At 60.1% G+C, this 20,176-nt stretch carries 13 protein-coding genes; 9 read left to right on the plus strand and 4 right to left on the minus strand.

Going from position 1 to position 20,176, the window contains the following annotated elements:
• The first annotated feature begins 3 nt into the window (after nt 1–3).
• From napF to ATU_RS20675, 5 genes are read left to right on the plus strand one after another with little or no spacing between them, the layout of a single operon-like run.
• Complete coding sequence (gene napF / locus ATU_RS20655; RefSeq protein ID WP_010973820.1) at nt 4–504, plus strand: ferredoxin-type protein NapF; 501 nt, start codon at nt 4–6, stop codon at nt 502–504.
• Complete coding sequence (locus ATU_RS20660) at nt 497–784, plus strand: chaperone NapD (protein ID WP_010973821.1); 288 nt, start codon at nt 497–499, stop codon at nt 782–784. Before napF ends, ATU_RS20660 begins: the two co-directional genes overlap by 8 nt.
• On the plus strand, nt 759–3,263 hold the full coding sequence (gene napA / locus ATU_RS20665; protein ID WP_010973822.1) for a periplasmic nitrate reductase subunit alpha: 2,505 nt from the start codon (nt 759–761) through the stop codon (nt 3,261–3,263). The genes ATU_RS20660 and napA overlap by 26 nt, the downstream gene beginning before the upstream one ends.
• A complete protein-coding gene (locus ATU_RS20670) occupies nt 3,233–3,724 on the plus strand; it encodes a nitrate reductase cytochrome c-type subunit (RefSeq protein WP_010973823.1) in 492 nt (163 codons plus the stop codon). Before napA ends, ATU_RS20670 begins: the two co-directional genes overlap by 31 nt.
• 2 nt (nt 3,725–3,726) lie before the next feature.
• Nucleotides 3,727–4,422, plus strand: a complete 696-nt coding sequence (locus ATU_RS20675) for a cytochrome c3 family protein (RefSeq protein WP_269709029.1) — start codon at nt 3,727–3,729, stop codon at nt 4,420–4,422.
• Nucleotides 4,423–4,465: 43 nt separating this feature from the next.
• On the opposite strand, the gene ATU_RS20680 is transcribed toward ATU_RS20675, so the two are convergent.
• Entirely contained in the window at nt 4,466–5,329 is an 864-nt protein-coding gene (locus ATU_RS20680) for a LysR substrate-binding domain-containing protein (RefSeq protein WP_010973825.1), read from the minus strand.
• Nucleotides 5,330–5,582: 253 nt separating this feature from the next.
• On the opposite strand from ATU_RS20680, the gene ATU_RS26930 reads away from it, so the two are divergent.
• From ATU_RS26930 to ATU_RS20695, 3 genes are all read left to right on the plus strand, one after another.
• Nucleotides 5,583–11,513 (plus strand): Ig-like domain-containing protein, encoded by a 5,931-nt coding sequence (locus ATU_RS26930; RefSeq protein WP_035257655.1) that lies wholly within the window; start codon nt 5,583–5,585, stop codon nt 11,511–11,513.
• 110 nt (nt 11,514–11,623) lie between these two features.
• Entirely contained in the window at nt 11,624–13,375 is a 1,752-nt protein-coding gene (locus tag ATU_RS20690; RefSeq protein WP_010973827.1) for a type I secretion system permease/ATPase, read from the plus strand.
• Between the two features lie 2 nt (nt 13,376–13,377).
• The gene (locus tag ATU_RS20695) at nt 13,378–14,682 is read left to right on the plus strand and encodes an HlyD family type I secretion periplasmic adaptor subunit (RefSeq protein WP_010973828.1); all 1,305 of its coding nucleotides are present in this window, start codon (nt 13,378–13,380) and stop codon (nt 14,680–14,682) included.
• A gap of 316 nt (nt 14,683–14,998) precedes the next feature.
• On the opposite strand, the gene ATU_RS20700 is transcribed toward ATU_RS20695, so the two are convergent.
• The 3 genes from ATU_RS20700 to ATU_RS20710 form a co-directional block, all read right to left on the minus strand.
• Complete coding sequence (locus ATU_RS20700) at nt 14,999–16,912, minus strand: PhoX family protein (protein ID WP_010973829.1); 1,914 nt, start codon at nt 16,910–16,912, stop codon at nt 14,999–15,001.
• Between the two features lie 129 nt (nt 16,913–17,041).
• Entirely contained in the window at nt 17,042–17,758 is a 717-nt protein-coding gene (locus tag ATU_RS20705) for a 4'-phosphopantetheinyl transferase family protein (RefSeq protein WP_010973830.1), read from the minus strand.
• 211 nt (nt 17,759–17,969) lie between these two features.
• The gene (locus ATU_RS20710; RefSeq protein ID WP_010973831.1) at nt 17,970–19,157 is read right to left on the minus strand and encodes an acyl-CoA dehydrogenase; all 1,188 of its coding nucleotides are present in this window, start codon (nt 19,155–19,157) and stop codon (nt 17,970–17,972) included.
• Between the two features lie 96 nt (nt 19,158–19,253).
• Here ATU_RS20710 and ATU_RS20715 point away from each other — a divergent pair, with 96 nt between their 5' ends.
• The gene (locus ATU_RS20715; RefSeq protein ID WP_010973832.1) at nt 19,254–20,174 is read left to right on the plus strand and encodes a LysR family transcriptional regulator; all 921 of its coding nucleotides are present in this window, start codon (nt 19,254–19,256) and stop codon (nt 20,172–20,174) included.
• Nucleotides 20,175–20,176: the final 2 nt, after the last annotated feature.

Consider the following 20,176-nt stretch of genomic DNA (forward strand, 5'->3'; position numbering starts at 1 on the left):
GAAATGACGATGGACGTCTCACTCAGCCGGCGCGATTTTCTGCGCGGCGGACAGAAACGGGAAATGCGTATCTGTCCCCCCGGGGTCGCGTTGAGCGACCTCGCCGCCTGCAGCGGTTGCGCAAAATGCGTTGAAGCCTGTCCCACCGGCATCATCACCATGGTAGGCGGTTTGCCTTCGGTGAATTTCTCTGCCGGGGAGTGCACATTTTGCGGCAAGTGCGCGCAAGCCTGTCCCGAGCCGGTTTTTGCGACGCCTGACGCACATAGCTTCGATCACGTCATGGCGATCGGCGAGGGGTGTCTCGCTTTTGGCAATGTCGATTGCCAGGCCTGCCGCGATGCCTGCCCGACCGAGGCTATCCGGTTTCGTCCCCGCCGCGGCGGCCCCTTCGTGCCCGCGCTTGTCGAGGATGCCTGCACCGGCTGCGGGGCCTGCGTGTCCGTCTGCCCAGTCGGTGTGATCAAGATCAAGGAAACAGCCAGGGAGACGCAATATGCCTGAGAATACAGGCCGATATCATGTCTCAAGCGCTGTGGTTGCGGTGATGCCCCAGATGCGGGACGCCGTGTTTGCAACGCTTCTGACGCTCGACAATGTCGAGGTTCACGGCGAGGGCAACGGCAAAATCGTGATCGTCATAGACGGCAAGAGCACCGGCATGCTGGGCGACACGCTCACTTATATTTCGACACTCGACGGTGTGATTGCCGCCAACATGGTTTTCGAACACGTCGATACAGAGGAGACAGGCGGCGATGAGCAGCGAACTGACGCGGCGTAATCTATTGAAGGCGCATGCTGCCGGCATTGCGGCGGCAACGGCGGGCATTGCGCTGCCGGCCGCCGCCCAGCCGGTGCCGGGCGGTGTTTCCGCATTGCAGATCAAATGGTCCAAGGCGCCCTGTCGTTTCTGCGGCACGGGTTGCGGCGTCATGGTCGGCGTCAAGGAAGGCAAGGTCGTTGCCACCCATGGCGACATGCAGGCGGAGGTCAATCGTGGCCTCAACTGCATCAAGGGCTATTTCCTCTCCAAGATCATGTATGGCAAGGACCGCCTCGAGACCCCGCTTCTGCGCAAGAAAAACGGCGTCTACGCCAAGGATGGCGAGTTCGAGCCTGTCAGCTGGGACGAGGCCTTCGACGTGATGGCGCAGCAATGCAAGCGCGTGCTGAAGGAAAAGGGACCGACGGCCGTCGGCATGTTCGGTTCCGGCCAATGGACGATCTTCGAAGGTTATGCCGCGACCAAGCTGATGCGCGCCGGCTTCCGCTCCAACAATCTCGACCCCAATGCCCGCCACTGCATGGCGTCGGCCGCTTATGCCTTCATGCGCACCTTCGGCATGGATGAGCCAATGGGCTGCTACGACGATTTCGAACATGCCGATGCCTTCGTGCTCTGGGGCTCGAACATGGCGGAGATGCACCCCATTTTGTGGACCCGCATCGCCGACCGGCGTCTGGGTTTCGACCATGTGAGGGTGGCGGTGCTTTCGACCTTCACCCATCGCAGCATGGATCTTGCCGATATCCCCATGGTCTTCAAGCCGGGCACGGATCTCGTCATCCTCAATTACATCGCCAACCACATCATCAAGACCGGCCGCGTCAACGAAGACTTCGTGAGGAACCACACGAAATTCGTGCGCGGCGTCACCGATATCGGTTATGGCCTGCGGCCAGACGATCCGGTTGAGGTGAATGCCGCCAATTCTGCCGATCCGACCAAGACGGAAGCGATCGATTTCGAGACCTTCAAGGAATTTGTCTCCGAATACACGCTGGAAAAAACCGCCGCCATGACCGGGGTGGAAGCCGGCTTCCTGGAGGAACTGGCCGAGCTTTATGCCGACCCGAAACGCAAGGTCATGTCGCTCTGGACCATGGGTTTCAACCAGCATGTCCGCGGCGTCTGGGCCAACCAGATGGTCTACAACATCCATCTTTTGACCGGAAAGATTTCCGAGCCCGGCAACAGTCCGTTCTCGCTCACCGGCCAGCCCTCAGCCTGCGGCACGGCGCGTGAAGTGGGAACCTTCGCCCACCGCCTGCCGGCCGACATGACGGTGACCAACCCGGAACACCGCAAACATGCCGAGGAAATCTGGCGCATTCCGCATGGCATCATCCCGGAAAAGCCGGGTTACCACGCCGTGCAGCAGGACCGCATGCTGCATGACGGCAAGCTGAATTTCTACTGGGTGCAGGTCAACAACAACGTCCAGGCCGGCCCCAACACCAAGAACGAGACCTATCTGGGTTATCGCAACCCGGAAAACTTCATCGTGGTTTCGGATGCCTATCCGACCATCACCGCCATGAGCGCCGATCTCATCCTGCCCGCCGCCATGTGGGTGGAGAAGGAGGGGGCCTATGGCAATGCCGAGCGGCGCACCCATGTCTGGCACCAGCTGGTGGAGGCCTCGGGCGAGGCGCGTTCCGACCTCTGGCAGCTGGTGGAGTTTTCCAAGCGTTTCACCACCGACGAGGTATGGCCGGCCGAAATACTCGACGCCAATCCCGCCTATCGCGGCAAGACGCTTTACGAGGTGCTCTACAAGGACAGCGATGTCGGCAAGTTCCCGCTGAGCGAAATCAACGCCGACTACAAGAACCAGGAATCCAGTGATTTCGGCTTCTATCTGCAGAAGGGCCTGTTTGAGGAATATGCTGCTTTCGGGCGCGGCCACGGCCACGATCTGGCGCCTTACGATGCCTATCACGAGGTGCGCGGCATGCGCTGGCCTGTCGTCGATGGCAAGGAAACGCTGTGGCGTTACCGCGAGGGTTACGACCCCTATGTCAAACCCGGCGAGGGTGTGAAGTTCTACGGCAACAAGGACGGCAGGGCGGTCATCATCGCCGTGCCTTACGAGCCGCCGGCGGAATCTCCCGACCAGGAATTCGATACGTGGCTGGTGACGGGCCGGGTGCTGGAGCACTGGCATTCCGGTTCCATGACCATGCGCGTACCGGAACTCTACAAGGCGTTTCCCGGCGCCCGCTGTTTCATGAATGCCGATGATGCGCGCAAGCGCGGGCTCAATCAGGGCGCGGAAATCCGCATCGTCTCGCGGCGCGGGGAAATCCGCTCGCGGGTGGAAACGCGTGGCCGCAACCGCATGCCGCCCGGCGTCATCTTCGTTCCCTGGTTCGATGCCAGCCAGCTGATCAACAAGGTGACGCTTGACGCAACCGATCCCATCTCCAAGCAGACGGATTTCAAGAAATGCGCAGTCAAGATAGAGCCAGTCGCATGATCAGGAAACACGGATGGATCGCCGCCACGCTTCTGGTTGTGGCTCTTGCGACGGGGGCCGTTGCGCAGATGGTGCCGGAACTGTCCGGCCCGCGCGGCGATGCCATGAAGACCGAGCCGGCCAAACCGCTGCCGAAATGGGTGATTGACGACTTCCGGCGCATGCGTGCCTATCCGGAACAGCCGCCGGTCATCCCGCATTCGATTGACGGCTACCAGCTGTCGGTCAATGCCAATCGCTGTCTGTCCTGTCACAAACGCGAATTCACGCAGGATTCCGGTGCGCCGATGATCAGCGTCACCCATTACATGACGCGGGAAGGCCAGATGCTGGCGGATGTTTCGCCAAGGCGTTATTTCTGCACCGCCTGCCATGTGCCGCAGGCCGATACGCGGCCGCTCGTGCCCAACACGTTCGAGGACATGAGCACGATGGGCGTGAAACCGGCGGGTAGCGAATGATGATTGCCCGTATCAAAAAACTCTTCATCTGGCTCTGGGCGGTTCTGACCACGCCGGCGGGTACGCTCAGCCTCGCCTTCCTGACGCTTGGCGGTTTCGTCGGCGGGGTGATGTTCTGGGGCGCCTTCAACACGGCGCTGGAAATGACCAACAAGGAAGCCTTCTGCATTTCCTGCCACGAGATGCGCGCCAATGTTTATGAAGAACTGACCCGGACGGTGCATTTCTCCAACCGCTCCGGCGTGCGTGCTTCCTGTCCGGATTGCCATGTGCCGCACGAATGGACCGACAAGATTGCCCGCAAGATGCAGGCTTCCAAGGAAGTCTGGGGCAAGATTTTCGGCACCATCGACACCCGCAAGAAATTCCTCGACAAACGGCTGGAGCTTGCCCAGCACGAATGGTCGCGCCTGAAGGCCAATGACAGCCTGGAATGTCGCAATTGCCACTCCTCTGTCGCCATGGACTTTACCAAACAGACGCAGCGCGCCGCCGATATTCATTCGAAATATCTGCTGACGGGCAAGGCCACCTGCATCGATTGCCACAAGGGCATCGCGCATGAGCTGCCGAACATGGAAGGCATCGACCCCGGCTGGAAAATGCCGCCGGCGCTCAACGATGAACCGGGACAGACGGCGTCCGCGGTCGATGATCTGCGCCGGGCGATGAGCGATGTGCACCGGAACGTGTTCTGATCGGCCGCAATAATCGGTCTCTGGCGTTGTGACCGGGCCGCAATCAGGCCCGGCCGGCCTCTTCGATGAACCGACGCAACAGCGGCAGATGCCGCCGTTCGGCGAGGCAGATCGCATATTCGTCGATGAGCTCGTTGGCGTCGCACAGCGGCACAAAGGCAAGGCGCGCATCGTGGCCGAATTCCAGGTCGGCGACCACGCCGCATCCAACCCCATTGGCAATGGCTTCCCGCACGCCCTCGCGTGAGGAAATCTCGATTACCGGCTGGATGGAAATACCGTGATCGGCGAGGTTCTTTTCGAAGATTTCACGGGTGCGCGATCCCCGTTCGCGCATGACGAAGGACATGTCCTCCAGTTCGGCAACGAAAGCGCTGTCGCGCTGAGCGAGCGGGTGGGAGATCGGCACACAGAGGCCAAGGCGCATGCTGAGAAACTTGACGCCATAAAGACGCGGATCGTCATCCGGCGCGCGGGCCGTGATGGCCACGTCGGCGCGGTAGTCGATGATCTGCTCCACCACCCGTGCGGAATTGTCGACCGAAAGGGAAAAGGTCAGCTGCGGACGTTCCGCTTTCAGCCGTGAGAGGATCGGCAGCGGCAGGATGGGGCCATCCGCCGCGACGCGCAGATGACCGCCTGCCGCGCCGGCCTCGCCGCGCAGAAAGGCCGTTGCCTCGTTCTCGGCCTGAAACAGGCGTGCGGTGATTTCGAACAGGCGCTGTCCCTGCGGGCTGAGGCTGACGCCGCGTGGTTTGCGCTCCAGAAGGTTGACACCGCCGATCGCTTCCAGATCCCGCACATGGGCCGACAATGTGGACTGGCTGATCGCCATGTCCCGCGCGGCCTGCGAAAAACCGCCCGATTGCGCCACGATGTGAAAGGCCTTCAGCTGGGTGATCGACATGGGTTCCTGTTCTGCCGCCGGCCGACACGACACTTGCCGGCGCGCCATGATCATCCGTCAAAACGCTGACAAAGGCATGACGCTCGCCGGAAGCCGCCATTAACCTTACCGGCGGAAACCGATGGCGGGCATGGGAAAACGCTATGGCGGATTTACAGTTTGTTAAGAAATCGTCATCCGGGCGTTAGTCCGCATCTCTAATCGTGACGCCATGGCCTCAGGGCCACCCCGTTTCACGAAAAAGGCCAAAGAGATGACAACTTCTCAAAACTCCATCGCCAATCCCATCGAAACCTCGTCCGACTGGCTGTTGACCGTTCCGCGCCTGTCCCAACAGCAGAGCATCCTCGTGTCGCCCAATGGCAGTGGCATGGCGACGTCCTACAGCCTTGTTTACGATGTCTATTTCCCGTCGAACGGCTCCACCGGCTGGATGCCGTTCCTGCAGACGGATGTTACGAACGTCAGCGACGGTGATATTTTTGGCAAGGCGAGCGGTGACAGCTACGGCCTCGGTATCAGCAGCAATTATCGCGGCACGGCGAAACTGGATGCCTGGAACCGGATCGGTCTGACGATCGATAAAAACACCGACGGTACGCTGTCGATGAACAAATACGTCAATGGCGAATTTGTTGCGACCCAGCAAATCGCGTCGTCCAGTGCCAGCCGTTTCGCGATCGATCTGCAGAAGGGTTTCCTAATCTTTTCCGATGAGGATGGCGAAACGTCTCCCGGTTATCTCAGCAATTTTCTCTTCCTGCAGAAATCGTTGTCGAAGGACGAGATGTCCTTGCTCGGCGGACCCAAGGCGTCAGGCATCGTGCCGGATTCGATGAAGCAGGCGGCCGAGCAGATCGGTGCCATCGAGACCCGTTTTTCGAATGGTTCCGCCGCTCCCGTGATGGGAACCGGGACCATCACCGCGAAGGGAACCTCCTTGCAGTTTACGACGCCGGAGGGTGCGGGCATCCTCGGTATTGGCGAAACTGCGGCCGTTGCTCCCTCAACGGTGGCAAAAATCGCCCCGATCAAGGACATGATGGTCACGCCCGACGCCGCCAATGCGACGATTGATCTCGCCAAATACTTTTCCGGTGAAAAGCTCACCTTCACCGTCCAGAACAGCGAAAACAAGGTGGTTGCCGCGACACTTGATGCCGGCGGCAAACTGACGCTCGATTTTGCGGAGCTAGGGCATTCTGATGTCCGTGTGACTGCGACCGACGACGCCGGCAAAAGCGTGACCGACGATTTTCGCGTGCGGGTGGCCGGCCCCAACGCCTATACCATCGCCGTTTTTCCCGACACGCAGGACTACACCTCGAACGACGGTATCAAGCATCTTTTCGGTGACATGACGCAGTGGCTGGTCGACAATCGTCAAAACCATTCGATCGTCTTCATGAGCCACGTCGGCGACATAACCCAGAACAACAAGTCTTCCGAATGGGATATCGCCGAAGCTGCGCTGCGCAAGCTGGATGGCAAGCTTCCCTACGCATTGCTTCCCGGCAATCACGACCAGGGGACATACGGCAACGCCGCAAATCATTCCTCCGATCAACTGGACAGCCGCTTTTCGGCGGAAAAGCAGGCGGCAACCAATGCCGGCGTTTTCGGTGGCGCTTACGATCAGGAAAAGACAGCTGCCCGCAACACCTATAGTACCTTTACCGCGCCTGATGGCACGAAATGGCTGTCGATCTCGCTCGAATTCGGCCCGCGCGACGACGTGATCCGCTGGGCGGGTGACGTCATCGAGAAGTTCCCCGATCATCGTGTCATGCTTGCCACCCATTCGCTGACAAGCTACGCAACACGTCAGGACAATCTGGCCCTGCCGCTTTATGACGAGGGTGCGGGCTACGATTACGGCATGCGCACAGACCAGCGCGGTGCAAATGACGGCGAATATGTTGCCCGTGCCCTTCTTGCACGTTATCCGAACATCGTCATGACCTTCTCCGGCCACATTTTCGGCGACGGGGCGGAAACGGACATCACCTATAACCAGTACGGCGAACCGGTCTTCCAGTTTCTGGTCAACTATCAGAACGGTGTCTCGCGTGAAATCACCGGCAACGGCATAGAGTCGCGCGGCAATAACGGCGGCAATGGTGCAATCCGCCTTATCACCATCGATCCGGACAATAATCGCATAACGACGGAAACCTATTTCACGGCTTTTGACGATTACCTCGATGGTTATCGAACGAAGCCTGAACTCGATCGCGACGGCCTGACCGGTTATTATCGCGGCCATCAGGAAGTGTTCGAGAACATCTATGTCGGGCAGGGGAAGGCCCGCGCCATGGCCGATGCCGGTGACGATATCGTCGCCAGCGCCGCAAGCGGTGCGTCAGTCGCCAATGTCGCTCTTTCCGCGGCGAAATCGCTGCGTTCGCAGGACATCCGGAGTTTCGTCTGGACAGACAGCAATGGTGATGTCGTCGCCGAAGGCAAGGAAGCGATCGCCGATCTTTCGCTTGGCAAACACAAGCTGACCCTGACCACAACGGACGTCAACGGTGTCAAAACCAGCGATACACTCGATGTCCTGGTGCGCGGTGACCGCACGCTGCTCGTTGATAATTTCAATGACGGCAAGGCGGATGGCTGGGCGACCGACTTTGGCGCAACCGACGGCAATACCGGAAACTTCCTGCTGAAGGGCACGGTGTTTTCGCGCTCGACGACGGGCGACGGTCTCGATGCGCCTGAAGCTGCCCTTTTCGACCAGAGCGATGCAACGGGCAACAAGCTGGTATACATCGGTGCTCAATCATCCGGCTGGAGCAATTACGTTTTCGAGGCGACGCTGACCCAACTCGATAACGACGCGATCGGTGTCTATTTCTACTATAGCGATGCGAAGAATTATTACCGCTTTACGATGGATGGCGAGGCCAACCGTCGTCAACTGGTCAAGGTTTCGAATGGTGTCGAGACGCTTCTTGCCTCCGTTAATGAAGGTTCGCCTTACAATATGGATATTCCGTTGACCGTTGCCATCGTTGATGGCGCGATCAATGTTTTCCTGGGAGACAAGAACGTTTTCGGCGGGCCTGTGGTGGATGTGACGTCTCCACTTTCCGGCGGTACGGTCGGTCTGTATTCAAGCGGCCAACGCGCATCGGTTTTCGATGATATTGTCGTAACGAAGGCCGCCACCACTGCGAAAGCGGGCATCGATCAGCGTGTCTATGATTTCGACGGTGATGGCAAGGTTTCCGTCAGGCTGGACGCTTCAAGTTCGTTTTCAGCAGGGCAACTGCGCGATTTCGTCTGGACTGACCTCGACGGCAACGTCGTTGCGATAGGCAAAAAAGTGGATGCCGATCTCAATGTCGGCGTCAACAAGCTGCTTCTCATGGTCAGCGACGCTCAAGGCTCCGTTTCGACGGACCGGATCGACGTAACCGTGGTGGACAAGACGAAAATCCTCGTGGCCGAGAACTTCTCAACCGCTGAAGCGATGGCGCGGTTCAAGATCGTTGATGAAGGCGAATTCGGCGGCATCGGTGCGGACGGCAAGTCGTCGGAATGGCTGATTTCCGATGGCAAGCTTCTCCAGACGACGGGGCTCATGAGCCGCGAATTGACGTGGAACGGTGCAACCAATTCCGACAAGTACAAGCGCGGATGGAGCCCGATGGGCGACGGCGTCAATGTGCTGCGTCTCGGAACCTATGCCCTGTTCAACGATCCGGCGGCGCAGGCGTGGACGGATTATGCCATCGAGGCGAATTTCCAGACGCCTGACAAGGATGGTCTCGGCTTCCTGTTCCGTTACAAGGACAGCAAGAACTACTACAAGCTCGAACTCGACGCTGACGGTATTCTTGATCGTAATCCCGGCAACGGTGCCGGCAGTATATTTAATCTTGTGCGCATGAAAAACGGGATCGAAGAGATCCTGGCGCAGGTGCCGGGCAAATATGAACCGGGGCAGGAGATGAAACTGCGCGTCGAGGTGATCGGCGACAAGATCACAGCCTTCCTCAATGAAGAGGCGCTGTTTGCCTATCCGATCGGTGATCGTGGGCTCGCTGCCGGTACTTTCGGCCTCTATTCCTGGGGTAATGCCGGCCTGACCTTCGACAATTTGACCGTGGTCGATCTCAAATCCGGACTTGAAGTGAACCGTATCGTCGGGACCAATGGCGCTGACGTGCTCGTGGGAACAGCGGCTGCAGAAACGATGTTCGGCCTTGAAGGCAATGACGAACTGCAGGGTTTCGGCGGCGATGACCGGCTGGATGGCGGCGCGGGCGATGATGCGCTGGCGGGCGGTACGGGCAATGACGCCCTTTCCGGCGGCGCCGGCAATGACGAGTTGTGGGGCGATGACGGCGACGACATGATCGCCGGCGGTCTCGGCGACGATTTCATCGAAGGCGGCCGTGGCAATGACCTGCTAATTGGCGGTGATGGGTCGGACCGTTATCGTTATGGACGCGGAGACGGGTCCGACGTCATCGTCGAGACGGCCTCGGCATCCGGTTCGGTTGACCGCCTGTCTCTCTATGACATCGACCGCAGCGAAGCGGTTCTGCGCAAATACGGCCAGTCCGTGGTCATCGAACTGGCCGATGGTGAGACGCTGACGCTGAGCAACCAGCTTGCCGATGGCGGCATCGAGAGGCTGTCCTTTGCCGATGGTGTGGTCCTGAACCGGGGCGATATCGTCAAGGGTCTCGTCAATCGTGGCCCGGTTGCGGCGGATGACGGGCTTGCGGCGGTAAACGAAGACGCGCCGTCCTTCGTCATCTCCTTCGCCACGCTGCTTGGCAATGACCGCGACGCTGATCTCGATGGCCTGACGGTCACCGGCGTCTCGGCCCCGGTCGGCGGCACGGCGGTGCTGGAGGAAACCGGCATCCGCTTCACGCTCTCTGCCGATTTTAATGGCGACGCGGCTTTCCGTTACAGTATTGCCGATGGTCGCGGCGGGGTGAGCGAAGCGACGGCCTCCTTCAACGTCAAGCCGGTTAATGACGCGCCGGTCTTCTCTTCGTCGGCCAATGTCGAAACGGAGGAAGACACGGCCGTCAGCGGCAGGATCGTTGCGACCGATGCCGACGGTGACACGCTCTCCTTCGCGCTGAAGGCCGACGCCGTGAACGGCATCGCCCGGATCAACGCGGAAACCGGCGCGTGGACCTACACGCCCAATGAAAATGTCAACGGAACCGGCAGTTTCACCGTCGTCGTCTCCGACGGTAAGGGCGCCGCGACCGAGAGTACTGTTACCGTCACCATCAAGGCGGTCAACGACGCTCCGGTCGCGGTTGCCGACTTGATTGCCATCGGAGAAAAGGACAAGGGCGTCTTTGATCTCGTGGCCAATGACAAGGATATTGAGGGTGACCGTCTGGCGCTGGTCGGTGTTGCGGTGACGGCCGTTGCCGGTCTCTCCCTGACGAACGAGCAGGCGGCGGCAGCCTTCTCGCTAGTCGACGGCAAGCTGGTGGCCGATCCTTCCTCCGCCTTCGCAAAGCTGGAAGACGACCAGCAGGCGACTGTCACGCTCACCTATACCGTGCGCGATGCCAATGGTGGTGAATCGACGGGCACGACCACCGTCACGGTCGATGGTTATACCGAATACAACATCGTCGAAGGCAGCGATGGCGCCGATGTGCTGATCGGGACAAGCCGCAAGGACATGATCGAAGGCGGCGCTGGTGACGACAGGCTGTCGGCTGGCTCCGGCAACGACATGGTGGATGCCGGCTCCGGCAACGACCGTGTGATCGCCGGTGAGGGCGATGACGTGGTTGACGGCGGCCCCGGCAATGACGTGCTGATGGGCGGTGCCGGCAATGACGTGCTTTATGGCGGCGACGGCAACGACGAGATCAGCGGCGGTTCGGGTAACGACACGCTGAGCGGCGGGGCAGGCAACGACGTCCTGACCGGCGGCAGCGGTGCGGATACCTTCGTCTTCGCTACCGGCAGCGGCCGGGATGTGGTGACGGACTTCCAGGCCGGCGCTGACGGCAAGGATGTCGTCGAACTCTCGAAGGAGGTCTTCGCTGATTACCGGGCGCTCATCGCCTCCGGCTCCTTCACGGACGGTGAGGATGGTGCGCAGATCGCCTTCAAGGATGGATCGACCATCACCTTTGACGGCGTGAAGACCGAGCAGTTCGTCATCGACGACTTCCGCTTCGCCTGACCCTTGAAAGGCGTATCCTTCGGGATGCGCCTTTTTCTCGTTTGCGGACGGTTGTCACCGGCATGTTGTCGCCAGCTGTTACGGACGCCGCGATCTCAACGGATAGTAAAATGCGTTTTCATTCTGCCAATAATAATGTTCGCCGGTTCAAGGGTGTTTTTTCAGGTTGCGTGACAGCCTTCATCGGCATCGGCCTGATGAGTGCTCTGGTCAATATTCTCTATCTCACCGGCTCGCTGTTCATGATGGAAGTCTATGACCGTGTGCTGCCGAGCCGAAGCCTGCCGACGCTGGTGGCCCTCTTCGCCATCGCGGCGGTGTTATATGCGTTTCAGGGGCTGTTCGACGCCATACGCGGGCGTTTGCTGGTGCGTATCTCCGATCGTCTCGATCAGGTGTTGTCAACGAAGGTGTATGATGCGGTGATCGGCCTGCAATTGCGCCTGCCCGTCAGCGGCCGTCAGGCCCAGCCGCTTCGTGATCTCGATACGATCCGCTCTTTCCTGTCGGGAAGCGGGCCGACCGCGCTTTTCGATCTGCCCTGGCTGCCTTTTTATATCGCCATCTGCTTTGCCTTCCATTTCTGGCTCGGCGTTACGGCTCTTGCGGGCGCGGCCATTCTCACGGTGTTCACGCTGATGACGGAGCTTGTCTCCAGGCGTCCCGTGGAGGAGGCCGCGCAACATGCCTCCAGGCGCAACCGGCTGATCGAAGCCACCCGCCGCAATGCCGATATCATCGCCGTCATGGGCATGGCCTCACCGTTGCGGGATCGCTGGCAGACGGATAATCGCGCTTATGTGCGCGAGCAGCGTTCCGCAAGCGATATCGCCTCGGGTTTCGGTGTCGCGAGCAAGGTGCTGCGTATGCTGCTGCAATCCGGCATTCTGGCCGTCGGTGCCTGGCTCGTCATCAACGAGCAGGCGACACCCGGTATCATCATCGCCGGCTCCATCCTGTCGGCGCGGGCGCTGGCGCCGGTCGATCTCGCCATTGCCAACTGGAAGGGTTTTATCGCGGCCCGGCAAAGCCGTTATCGGCTTGAAAAAACACTGGCGCTGCTGCCGGATGCCGCCATGCGGCTCGACCTGCCTGCACCGCAGGCCCTTCTATCCGTCGAGCGCGTCAACGCCATTCCGCCGGAAGCGACCGAACCGGTTTTGCAGGATATCGCCTTTACGCTTGCGGCCGGCAGTGGCCTCGGTGTGATCGGGGCGAGCGGATCGGGCAAGAGTTCCCTTGCGCGTCTGCTCGTCGGTTTGTGGCGGCCGGTCAAGGGTGCGATCCGGCTGGATGGTGCGACGCTGGATCAATGGCCGCCGGAAGCACTGGCACGCCATATCGGTTACATGCCGCAGATGATCGAGCTTCTGGATGGCACCATTGCCGAAAACATCGCCTCCTTCGACCGGCAGGCGAGTCCGGAAAAAATCATCGCGGCGGCGCGGGCGGCCCGTATCCACGATCTAGTGGTCAGCCTGCCGGACGGTTATTCCACCGACGTGGGTGAAACCGGGCGGCAATTATCGGCGGGGCAGAAGCAGCGCATAGCCCTTGCACGGGCGCTCTATGGCGATCCCTTCCTCGTTGTGCTTGATGAACCGAATTCCAATCTCGATTCCGAAGGTGAGGATGCGCTGACGGCCGCCATTCTCGGCATTCGCGAGCGTGGCGGCGTGGCCATTGTCATCGCCCACCGCCCGAGCGCGCTTCTGGCCATGGACAAGGTGCTGATGCTCGCCGATGGCCGTCAGCAGGCATTCGGCGCCAAGGAGGAAGTGCTCGCCAAGGTGCTGCGCCCGGTCGGCGGTTCCGCCGGTGCCCTCAAGGTCGTGCAGACCACGGAACCAGGAAAGGTATGAAAATGGATGAATGGCAGGCACTCAGACGTTCGATCCGCAGCCACCTTCTGGTTGGCGGGCTCGGCTTTCTCACCCTGACGGGCGTGTTCGGCGGTTGGGCGGTTGGCACCGAGATCGTCGGCGCGGTGATCGCGCAGGGCTCGCTGGTGGTGGAAACCAGCCTGAAAAAAGTCCAGCATCCGGTGGGCGGCGTCGTCAGCGAACTGATGGTGCGCGACGGCGACCGGGTGAAGGCCGGCGACGTCGTCATGCGCATCGATGCAACGATGACGCGGGCCAATCTGGCCATCGTCGTTAAAAGCCTCGATCAATTCACCGCCCGCAAGGCGCGGCTGGAGGGCGAGCGCGACCGGGCGGCCAGCGTGGTGTTTCCGCAATCGTTGCGCGACCGGGCCGGCGATGCAGAAGTTCTGGCGATGATGAATGCCGAACAGAGGCTTTATGAAGACCGCAGGGCCGTCCGCGAAAGCAAAAAGCGCCAGCTGGAACAGCGCGTGCGGCAGCTTCGCGATGAGATCAGCGGCCTGGAAGCCGAGCGTGCGGCGAATGTCCGCGAGCAGGGCATGGTCGATGAGGAACTCATCCGCTTTCGTTCCCTGCAAGAAAGGGGATTGTTGGACAAAAGCCGGCTCAGCACGCTGGAACGCCAGGCGACGGATATCGATGGCGATATAGGCAGGTTGAGGGCCGGCATTGCCGGTATTGAGGCAAAGATCAGTGAGACCGCATTGCAAATCCTTCAGATCGACGAGCAATGGTCGGAAGAGGTCGGGTCCGATCTTCGTGAAATGGACGCCCGTATCGGTGAATATGTCGAACGGCGGGTGGCGGCCGAGGACCAGCTGAAACGTGTCGATATTCTCGCGCCGCAGGATGGCGTCGTACACCAGCTCGCCGTGCATACGGTCGGCGGCGTCATTGCGCCGGGCGAACAGATCATGATGATCGTGCCTGAAGTCGACAAGCTGGTAGTGGAAGCCAAGGTCGCGCCGCAGGATATCGACCAGATTTATTTCGGTCAGGTGACGAACCTGCGCTTTTCCGCCTTCAATCAGAAAACCACGCCGGAAATCACCGGAACGGTGGAGCGTATTTCCGCTGACGTGACGGTGGATCAGCGAACGGGCGCCAGCTATTATCTTGTGCGCGTCGCCACCTCGCAGGAGCAGATAAAGCGGCTGGGAGAATTCAGCCTGATGCCCGGAATGCCGGTGGAAGCCTTCATCACGACAGGTGAAAGAAGCGTATTGTCGTATTTCCTCAAACCGCTGCTCGATCAGGCAAACCGCACGTTCCGGCAGGCTTGAGGAGCGTCCCTCGTGGGGAATTCCCGGTTGCCGGCTGCGCGTCATCGGCAGGGCCGGAGATAAATGCGTATCGTTGCGCCGATCTCCGGGTCGATGCATCAGCACGGGAACCATTGCGCGATATATTGCGGTCAAGGAAAATCAGCAGCGAGTTAGTAGTGCTGACGAATGAGCTGACGAAAGAAATGCCGGAACTGCCGGCAAGAAAAACGCCGTGCATCCTTTCGGATTCACGGCATTTTCAGTCGATGAGGCGTGGTCAATGGGGCCGGATCGCTGCTTTCAAATCAATCCGGCCGTTTTTTTTGCGTTTGCCTCAGCCGATCTTCGCGTTGTCATCGCGCTTGATGGCGATGACCGCCGAGCGCGGCAGTTTGCCTTCGCCGTCCGGGAAGGGAGCGTCGGGGTGCTGGATGCCGACGAAGTGGGTGCGCTTGTCGCCGGACCAGGTCTGGCCGGTGACTTCGGAACCCTTCGGTGCGGTCAGGAAGCGCTCGATACGGCCCGTCGCCGGGTCGCCCGCCAGCATCTGGTTGTTGCCCTGGCCGGCGAAGTTGCCTTCATTGCTGTCTTCGCCGTCGGTCTGGATCCAGAGCAGACCGGTGCTATCGAACATCATGCCATCAGGCGAGTTGAACATGTTGCCTTCGTTGATGTTTGCCGAGCCGGCATAGGCGTCCTTGTGAACGGTGGGATTGCCGGCCATGCAGAACAGGTCCCACTTGAACTTGGCGTCCGCATGGTCGTCATTTTCCGGATACCAGCGCACGATCTGGCCGTATTCGTTCTTCTCGCGCGGGTTGGCGGCATTGATGACCATGGCGTCGCCGCCGGCATTGGCGCGCAGCTTGCCGTCCTTCATTTCGCCGCGGCGGCTGTTGTTGGTCAGCGCGCAATAGGCCTCAATGGCAACCGGGTTGATCGCGACCCATTCGGGGCGGTCCATGGTCGTCGCACCCACCTTGGAAGCGGCCTGGCGGGTGAAGACGCAGATTTCGTCGATCTTCATGCCTGTCGTTTCCGGCGTGAGGGCGACCCACTCGCCAGCGCCGTCATCGGCGAACTTGGCGACATGGAGCGTGCCTTCGTCAAGGAGCCTGGAGGTATCGCCGCCCGGCACATAGATGCCGTTGGAGACGAATTTATAGAGGAACTCGCCACGCTCGTCGTCACCCATATAAACGACGACGCGGCCGTCGCGGGCAATGACCACGGCGGCGTTTTCGTGCTTGATGCGTCCAAGCGCTGTGCGCTTGATCGGGGTGGACTTGGCGTCCGAAGGATCGATCTCGACCACGTAACCGGCGCGGCGCGGCTCGTTCGGGTTCTTGGCGACGTCGAAACGCGCGTCGAACTTCTCATAGGCATAACGCGTCTCGGCAACGATGCCATAACGCTTGTAATCGTCAGGTAGCTTGAAGGCGGCGTCGGTGGTGCCGAAATAGCCGTTGAAGTTCTCTTCGCAGGTGAGGTAGGTGCCCCAGGGCGTGCGGCCGGCACCGCAATTGTTGAAGGTGCCAAGACAGTCGACACCCTTTGGATCGGCGGCGGTCTTGACAAGATCGGAACCGGCGGCCGGGCCGGAAAGCTTCATCGGTGTGTTGTGGTGAATACGGCGGTTGAACGGGCTGTCGAGAACGATCTGCCAGCCGTCCTTGCCTTCGGCAACTTCCATGACGGTGACGCCCTGCATGTTCTGCAGGATCTTCACGTCGTCGGCCGTCTTCGGATTGCCTTTTTCGGCATGCGGCAGGTTGATTTCGGGGTTCACATATTCGTGGTTGACGGCGATCAGCTGGTGGGCGCCGACCATGAACAGTTCCATGCCGTCGGTGTTCTCGCCGAAGACCTTGTCGGAGTTTTCGACGCTGACGCCCTTGGCGGGATCGAGATCGGGAACGTTGGAGAACAGCGGCTGGCCCCATTTGGCAACCGGCTTCCAGCTATAGCCTTCCGGGACGTGAATGGTGTGGTCGGTTGCTGCCGCCACCGGCTTGAACTGGAAGCGCGAGGTCGCTGCTTGCGCCGCTTCGGCCGAGGTGCTGCTCATCAGGTTACCGAGCGTGCCCATGGCGGCCGCGGCCGAACCGAAGGCAAGTACGCCACCGAGAAAGCCGCGCCGGGAAATCGCGCTTTCAACCACACGGTCGAAATCGGTTTCGGCCGGCGGCGGGTTTTGCAGTTCGTCCCACTCGTCCCAGGACAGCTTGCTCGTATCGATGTCGGTCATGTCGTGTCTCCACCGTTCAATGTTTGGAATCATTCCAACAGGCTGTGTATCGTCTGAGTGTTTCACTCGGATGACGGGAAGAACGACTTAAAATATGAACTTTGGAGACCAGAATCGCACAATTTTCTCTCAACGCGGGAGAAGGACGCGGGTGAGAAGAAGGCCTTCGAAACGGCCAAAGCGGAAGGGAACCTCCGTTCCTTTGCGCCATCCGCCGTCCAGATCGGCGGTCAACCGCAGGGCTCCTGAACCCTCCTCATCGTAGGCGGATAATACTGCCGCCTCGAAAAAGAAAAGCCGTTTGACAGTTGGATAAAGCGCCTTGAACAGGCTCTCCTTGGCCGAAAAAATCAGTCCGGTCATGAATGGATCGATGACGTTGCCGAGGCTGTGAAGCTCGTGATTTGTCAGGGCCTGCGTTGCGATATCGGCGGCTTCCTCTTCGCTCAAAAACTTCTCGATATCGATACCGATGCCGCAAAACCTGCTGCCGGCGCCGGCAAGAGCGATCGCCCGGTCACCACTGTGGGAAATCGCGCCGACCACGCCTTCAGGCCAGATCGGCGCACGGTCTTCCCCCATCCCGGGAGATACTGCCTGCCCGGTGAGGCGACGTATGGCTTCCGCCGCGCATCGGCGTCCCGCCAGAAACTCCGCCTTGCGTTTGGGCACTGCCCGCAGAAGCTGCGGCGGCAGGGAAGCGGCCATATTGGCGGTGGGTTGGTCGTCCGGGCTGTAACGAAGGGTGAAGCAATGGCATTCGCCGCTGTTGTCCGGCCAGGGCCAGACGGCCGCCGGTGCCGCGTCGGGAAAGGTGTCGTGATGAGATGCCGGCACGATCGCCATAAATCTTCCCCTTGTTTTTCCGGTCGGGTCGGGCCGCAGATATCGCCTCGTCAATCAGGACCGGAGAGAAACGGCATCCTATCGGCCATATCATCCGGTCTTGCAATCCCCTCGCCAAGCGCTTGGAACGTCAGCATCCGAGTTCGAAAACAAAGGCCTTCGAAGCGAACTTCGAAGGCCTTTTCCTGGTGTAGGGGATGCGGATGAAACCTCAGAAAAACGCCTGAATGCCCGTCTGCGCCCGGCCGAGGATCAGCGCGTGCACGTCATGCGTGCCCTCATAGGTATTCACCGTTTCAAGATTCTGGGCATGGCGCATGACGTGATATTCGATCTGAATGCCATTGCCGCCATGCATGTCGCGGGCCTGGCGGGCGATATCCAGCGCCTTGCCGCAATTGTTGCGTTTGACGATGGAGATCATTTCCGGCGCCATCTTATGTTCGTCCATCAGCCGGCCGACGCGCAGCGATGCCTGAAGGCCGAGCGCGATTTCGGTCTGCATGTCGGCGAGCTTCTTCTGGTAAAGCTGCGTGCCGGCGAGCGGCTTGCCGAACTGTTTGCGATCGAGGCCATATTGGCGGGAACGGAACCAGCAATCTTCCGCAGCCCCCATCACGCCCCAGGAAATGCCGTAACGGGCGCGGTTAAGGCAGCCGAACGGGCCTTTCAGTCCGGAAACATTCGGAAGCAATGCATCTTCGCCCACTTCCACGCCATCCATGACGATTTCGCCTGTAATGGAGGCGCGCAGCGAAAGCTTGCCGCCGATCTTGGGGGCGGAAAGACCTTTCATGCCCTTTTCCAGCACGAAACCACGGATCTCATTGTCATGCGCTTCCGATTTCGCCCAGACGACGAAAACATCGGCGATCGGCGCGTTGGAAATCCACATTTTCGAACCGCGCAGGCGATAACCGCCCTCGATCTTTTCGGCGCGGGTCTTCATGCCGCCGGGATCGGAGCCGGCATCCGGCTCGGTGAGGCCGAAACAGCCGATCAGTTCACCGGAAACGAGGCCCGGCAGGTATTTCTTCTTCTGTTCGTCCGAGCCGTAAGCGAAGATCGGGTGAATGACGAGCGAGGACTGCACGCTCATCATCGAGCGGTAACCACTGTCGATCCGCTCCACCTCGCGGGCGACGAGGCCGTAAGCCACATAGCTGGCATTGGCTGCGCCGTATTCTTCCGGCAGGGTGACGCCGAGCAGGCCGGTGCGTCCCATCAGACGGAAGAGTTCCGGTTCGGTGGTTTCGGAAAGATAGGCTTCCGAGATGCGCGGCAGCAGTTCGGATTTGCCGAAGGCCTCGGCGCTGTCGCGGATCATTCGCTCGTCGTCGGTCAGTTGGTCTTCGAGCAGAAAAGGGTCCTGCCAATGAAATGCTGCGCGTTCGCTCACTGTATGCCTCCGGATTTGCTGGCCGGATTATTCTTATCCCAGCCGTCGCGCACAAGCCATGTTTACTCATTTTTGCATTACCTATAGTAATAGGTCATGACGTCTCTCAGCCGTAAACTCCTGCCCTCCACCAGTGCGCTTGCCGCCTTTGATTCCGTTGCCCGGCTTGGCAGTTTTTCGGCGGCCGCCGATGAGCTTGCCTTGACGCAAGGGGCGATCAGCCGTCAGGTTATGTCACTGGAAGAACAGCTTGGCGTGCGCCTGTTCGAGCGCGGCGCGCGCGGGGTGTCGCTGACGACCGAGGGTAGTGCTTATGCAAAATCGATCGCGGCGGCGCTTGGCGAGATACGCTCCGCCTCGCTGCAGATCATGACCAAAACGCATGGCAATACGCTGAATCTTGCCATGCTGCCCACTTTCGGCACCCGCTGGCTTCTGCCGCGCATCCCGGATTTCGTGGCAAACCATCCGGAAATCACCATCAATTTCGCCACCCGTATCGGCCAATTCGATTTTGAGCGTGAGCAGCTGGATATGGCGATCCATATCGGCCAGGCCGACTGGCCGGGGGCGGAAAGCACCTTTCTCATGCATGAAATGGTCGCGCCGGTTTGCAGCCCGCAATTCCTCAGCGCCCACCCGGTCGAAAAGGGCGAGGATATCGCTGCCCTGCCATTGCTGCATATGGCCTCGCGGCCGGGAGCCTGGGGCCACTGGTTCGAAAGCCTTGGCCTGTCGCTCGCTTTGCCGCAGGGCATGCGCTTCGAGCAATTCTCCAGCGTGGCGCAGGCCTGCATCGCCGGGCTTGGCGTGGCGCTGATGCCGCTGTTCCTGATCGACAACGAGCTGAAATCGAAGCAACTGGTGAAAGCCTTCGATCATCAGGCGAGAAGCCCCAGTTCCTATTATGCGGTGGCGCCGCTTTCGCGTGCCAATCACGCCCCGGTCGTGCTGTTTCGGGATTGGCTGGTGCGGCAGGTGGAGGCTTATCGCGCGGCCGGCACCCAGGGCTTGTAAAA

This window comes from Agrobacterium fabrum str. C58, from assembly GCF_000092025.1.
Classification (GTDB): domain Bacteria; phylum Pseudomonadota; class Alphaproteobacteria; order Rhizobiales; family Rhizobiaceae; genus Agrobacterium; species Agrobacterium fabrum.

What these genes read in the sequence shown, in the direction of transcription:
- ATU_RS20705 (WP_010973830.1), bottom strand. Translation starts at nt 17,758, where the DNA reads ATGGCGATCGTGCCGGCATCTCATCACGACACCTTTCCCGACGCGGCA.
- ATU_RS20660 (WP_010973821.1), top strand. Translation starts at nt 497, where the DNA reads ATGCCTGAGAATACAGGCCGATATCATGTCTCAAGCGCTGTGGTTGCG.
- ATU_RS20700 (WP_010973829.1), bottom strand. Translation starts at nt 16,912, where the DNA reads ATGACCGACATCGATACGAGCAAGCTGTCCTGGGACGAGTGGGACGAA.
- ATU_RS20670 (WP_010973823.1), top strand. Translation starts at nt 3,233, where the DNA reads ATGCGCAGTCAAGATAGAGCCAGTCGCATGATCAGGAAACACGGATGG.
- ATU_RS20695 (WP_010973828.1), top strand. Translation starts at nt 13,378, where the DNA reads ATGGATGAATGGCAGGCACTCAGACGTTCGATCCGCAGCCACCTTCTG.
- ATU_RS20690 (WP_010973827.1), top strand. Translation starts at nt 11,624, where the DNA reads ATGCGTTTTCATTCTGCCAATAATAATGTTCGCCGGTTCAAGGGTGTT.
- ATU_RS26930 (WP_035257655.1), top strand. Translation starts at nt 5,583, where the DNA reads ATGACAACTTCTCAAAACTCCATCGCCAATCCCATCGAAACCTCGTCC.
- napF (WP_010973820.1), top strand. Translation starts at nt 4, where the DNA reads ATGACGATGGACGTCTCACTCAGCCGGCGCGATTTTCTGCGCGGCGGA.
- napA (WP_010973822.1), top strand. Translation starts at nt 759, where the DNA reads ATGAGCAGCGAACTGACGCGGCGTAATCTATTGAAGGCGCATGCTGCC.
- ATU_RS20715 (WP_010973832.1), top strand. Translation starts at nt 19,254, where the DNA reads ATGACGTCTCTCAGCCGTAAACTCCTGCCCTCCACCAGTGCGCTTGCC.
- ATU_RS20680 (WP_010973825.1), bottom strand. Translation starts at nt 5,329, where the DNA reads ATGTCGATCACCCAGCTGAAGGCCTTTCACATCGTGGCGCAATCGGGC.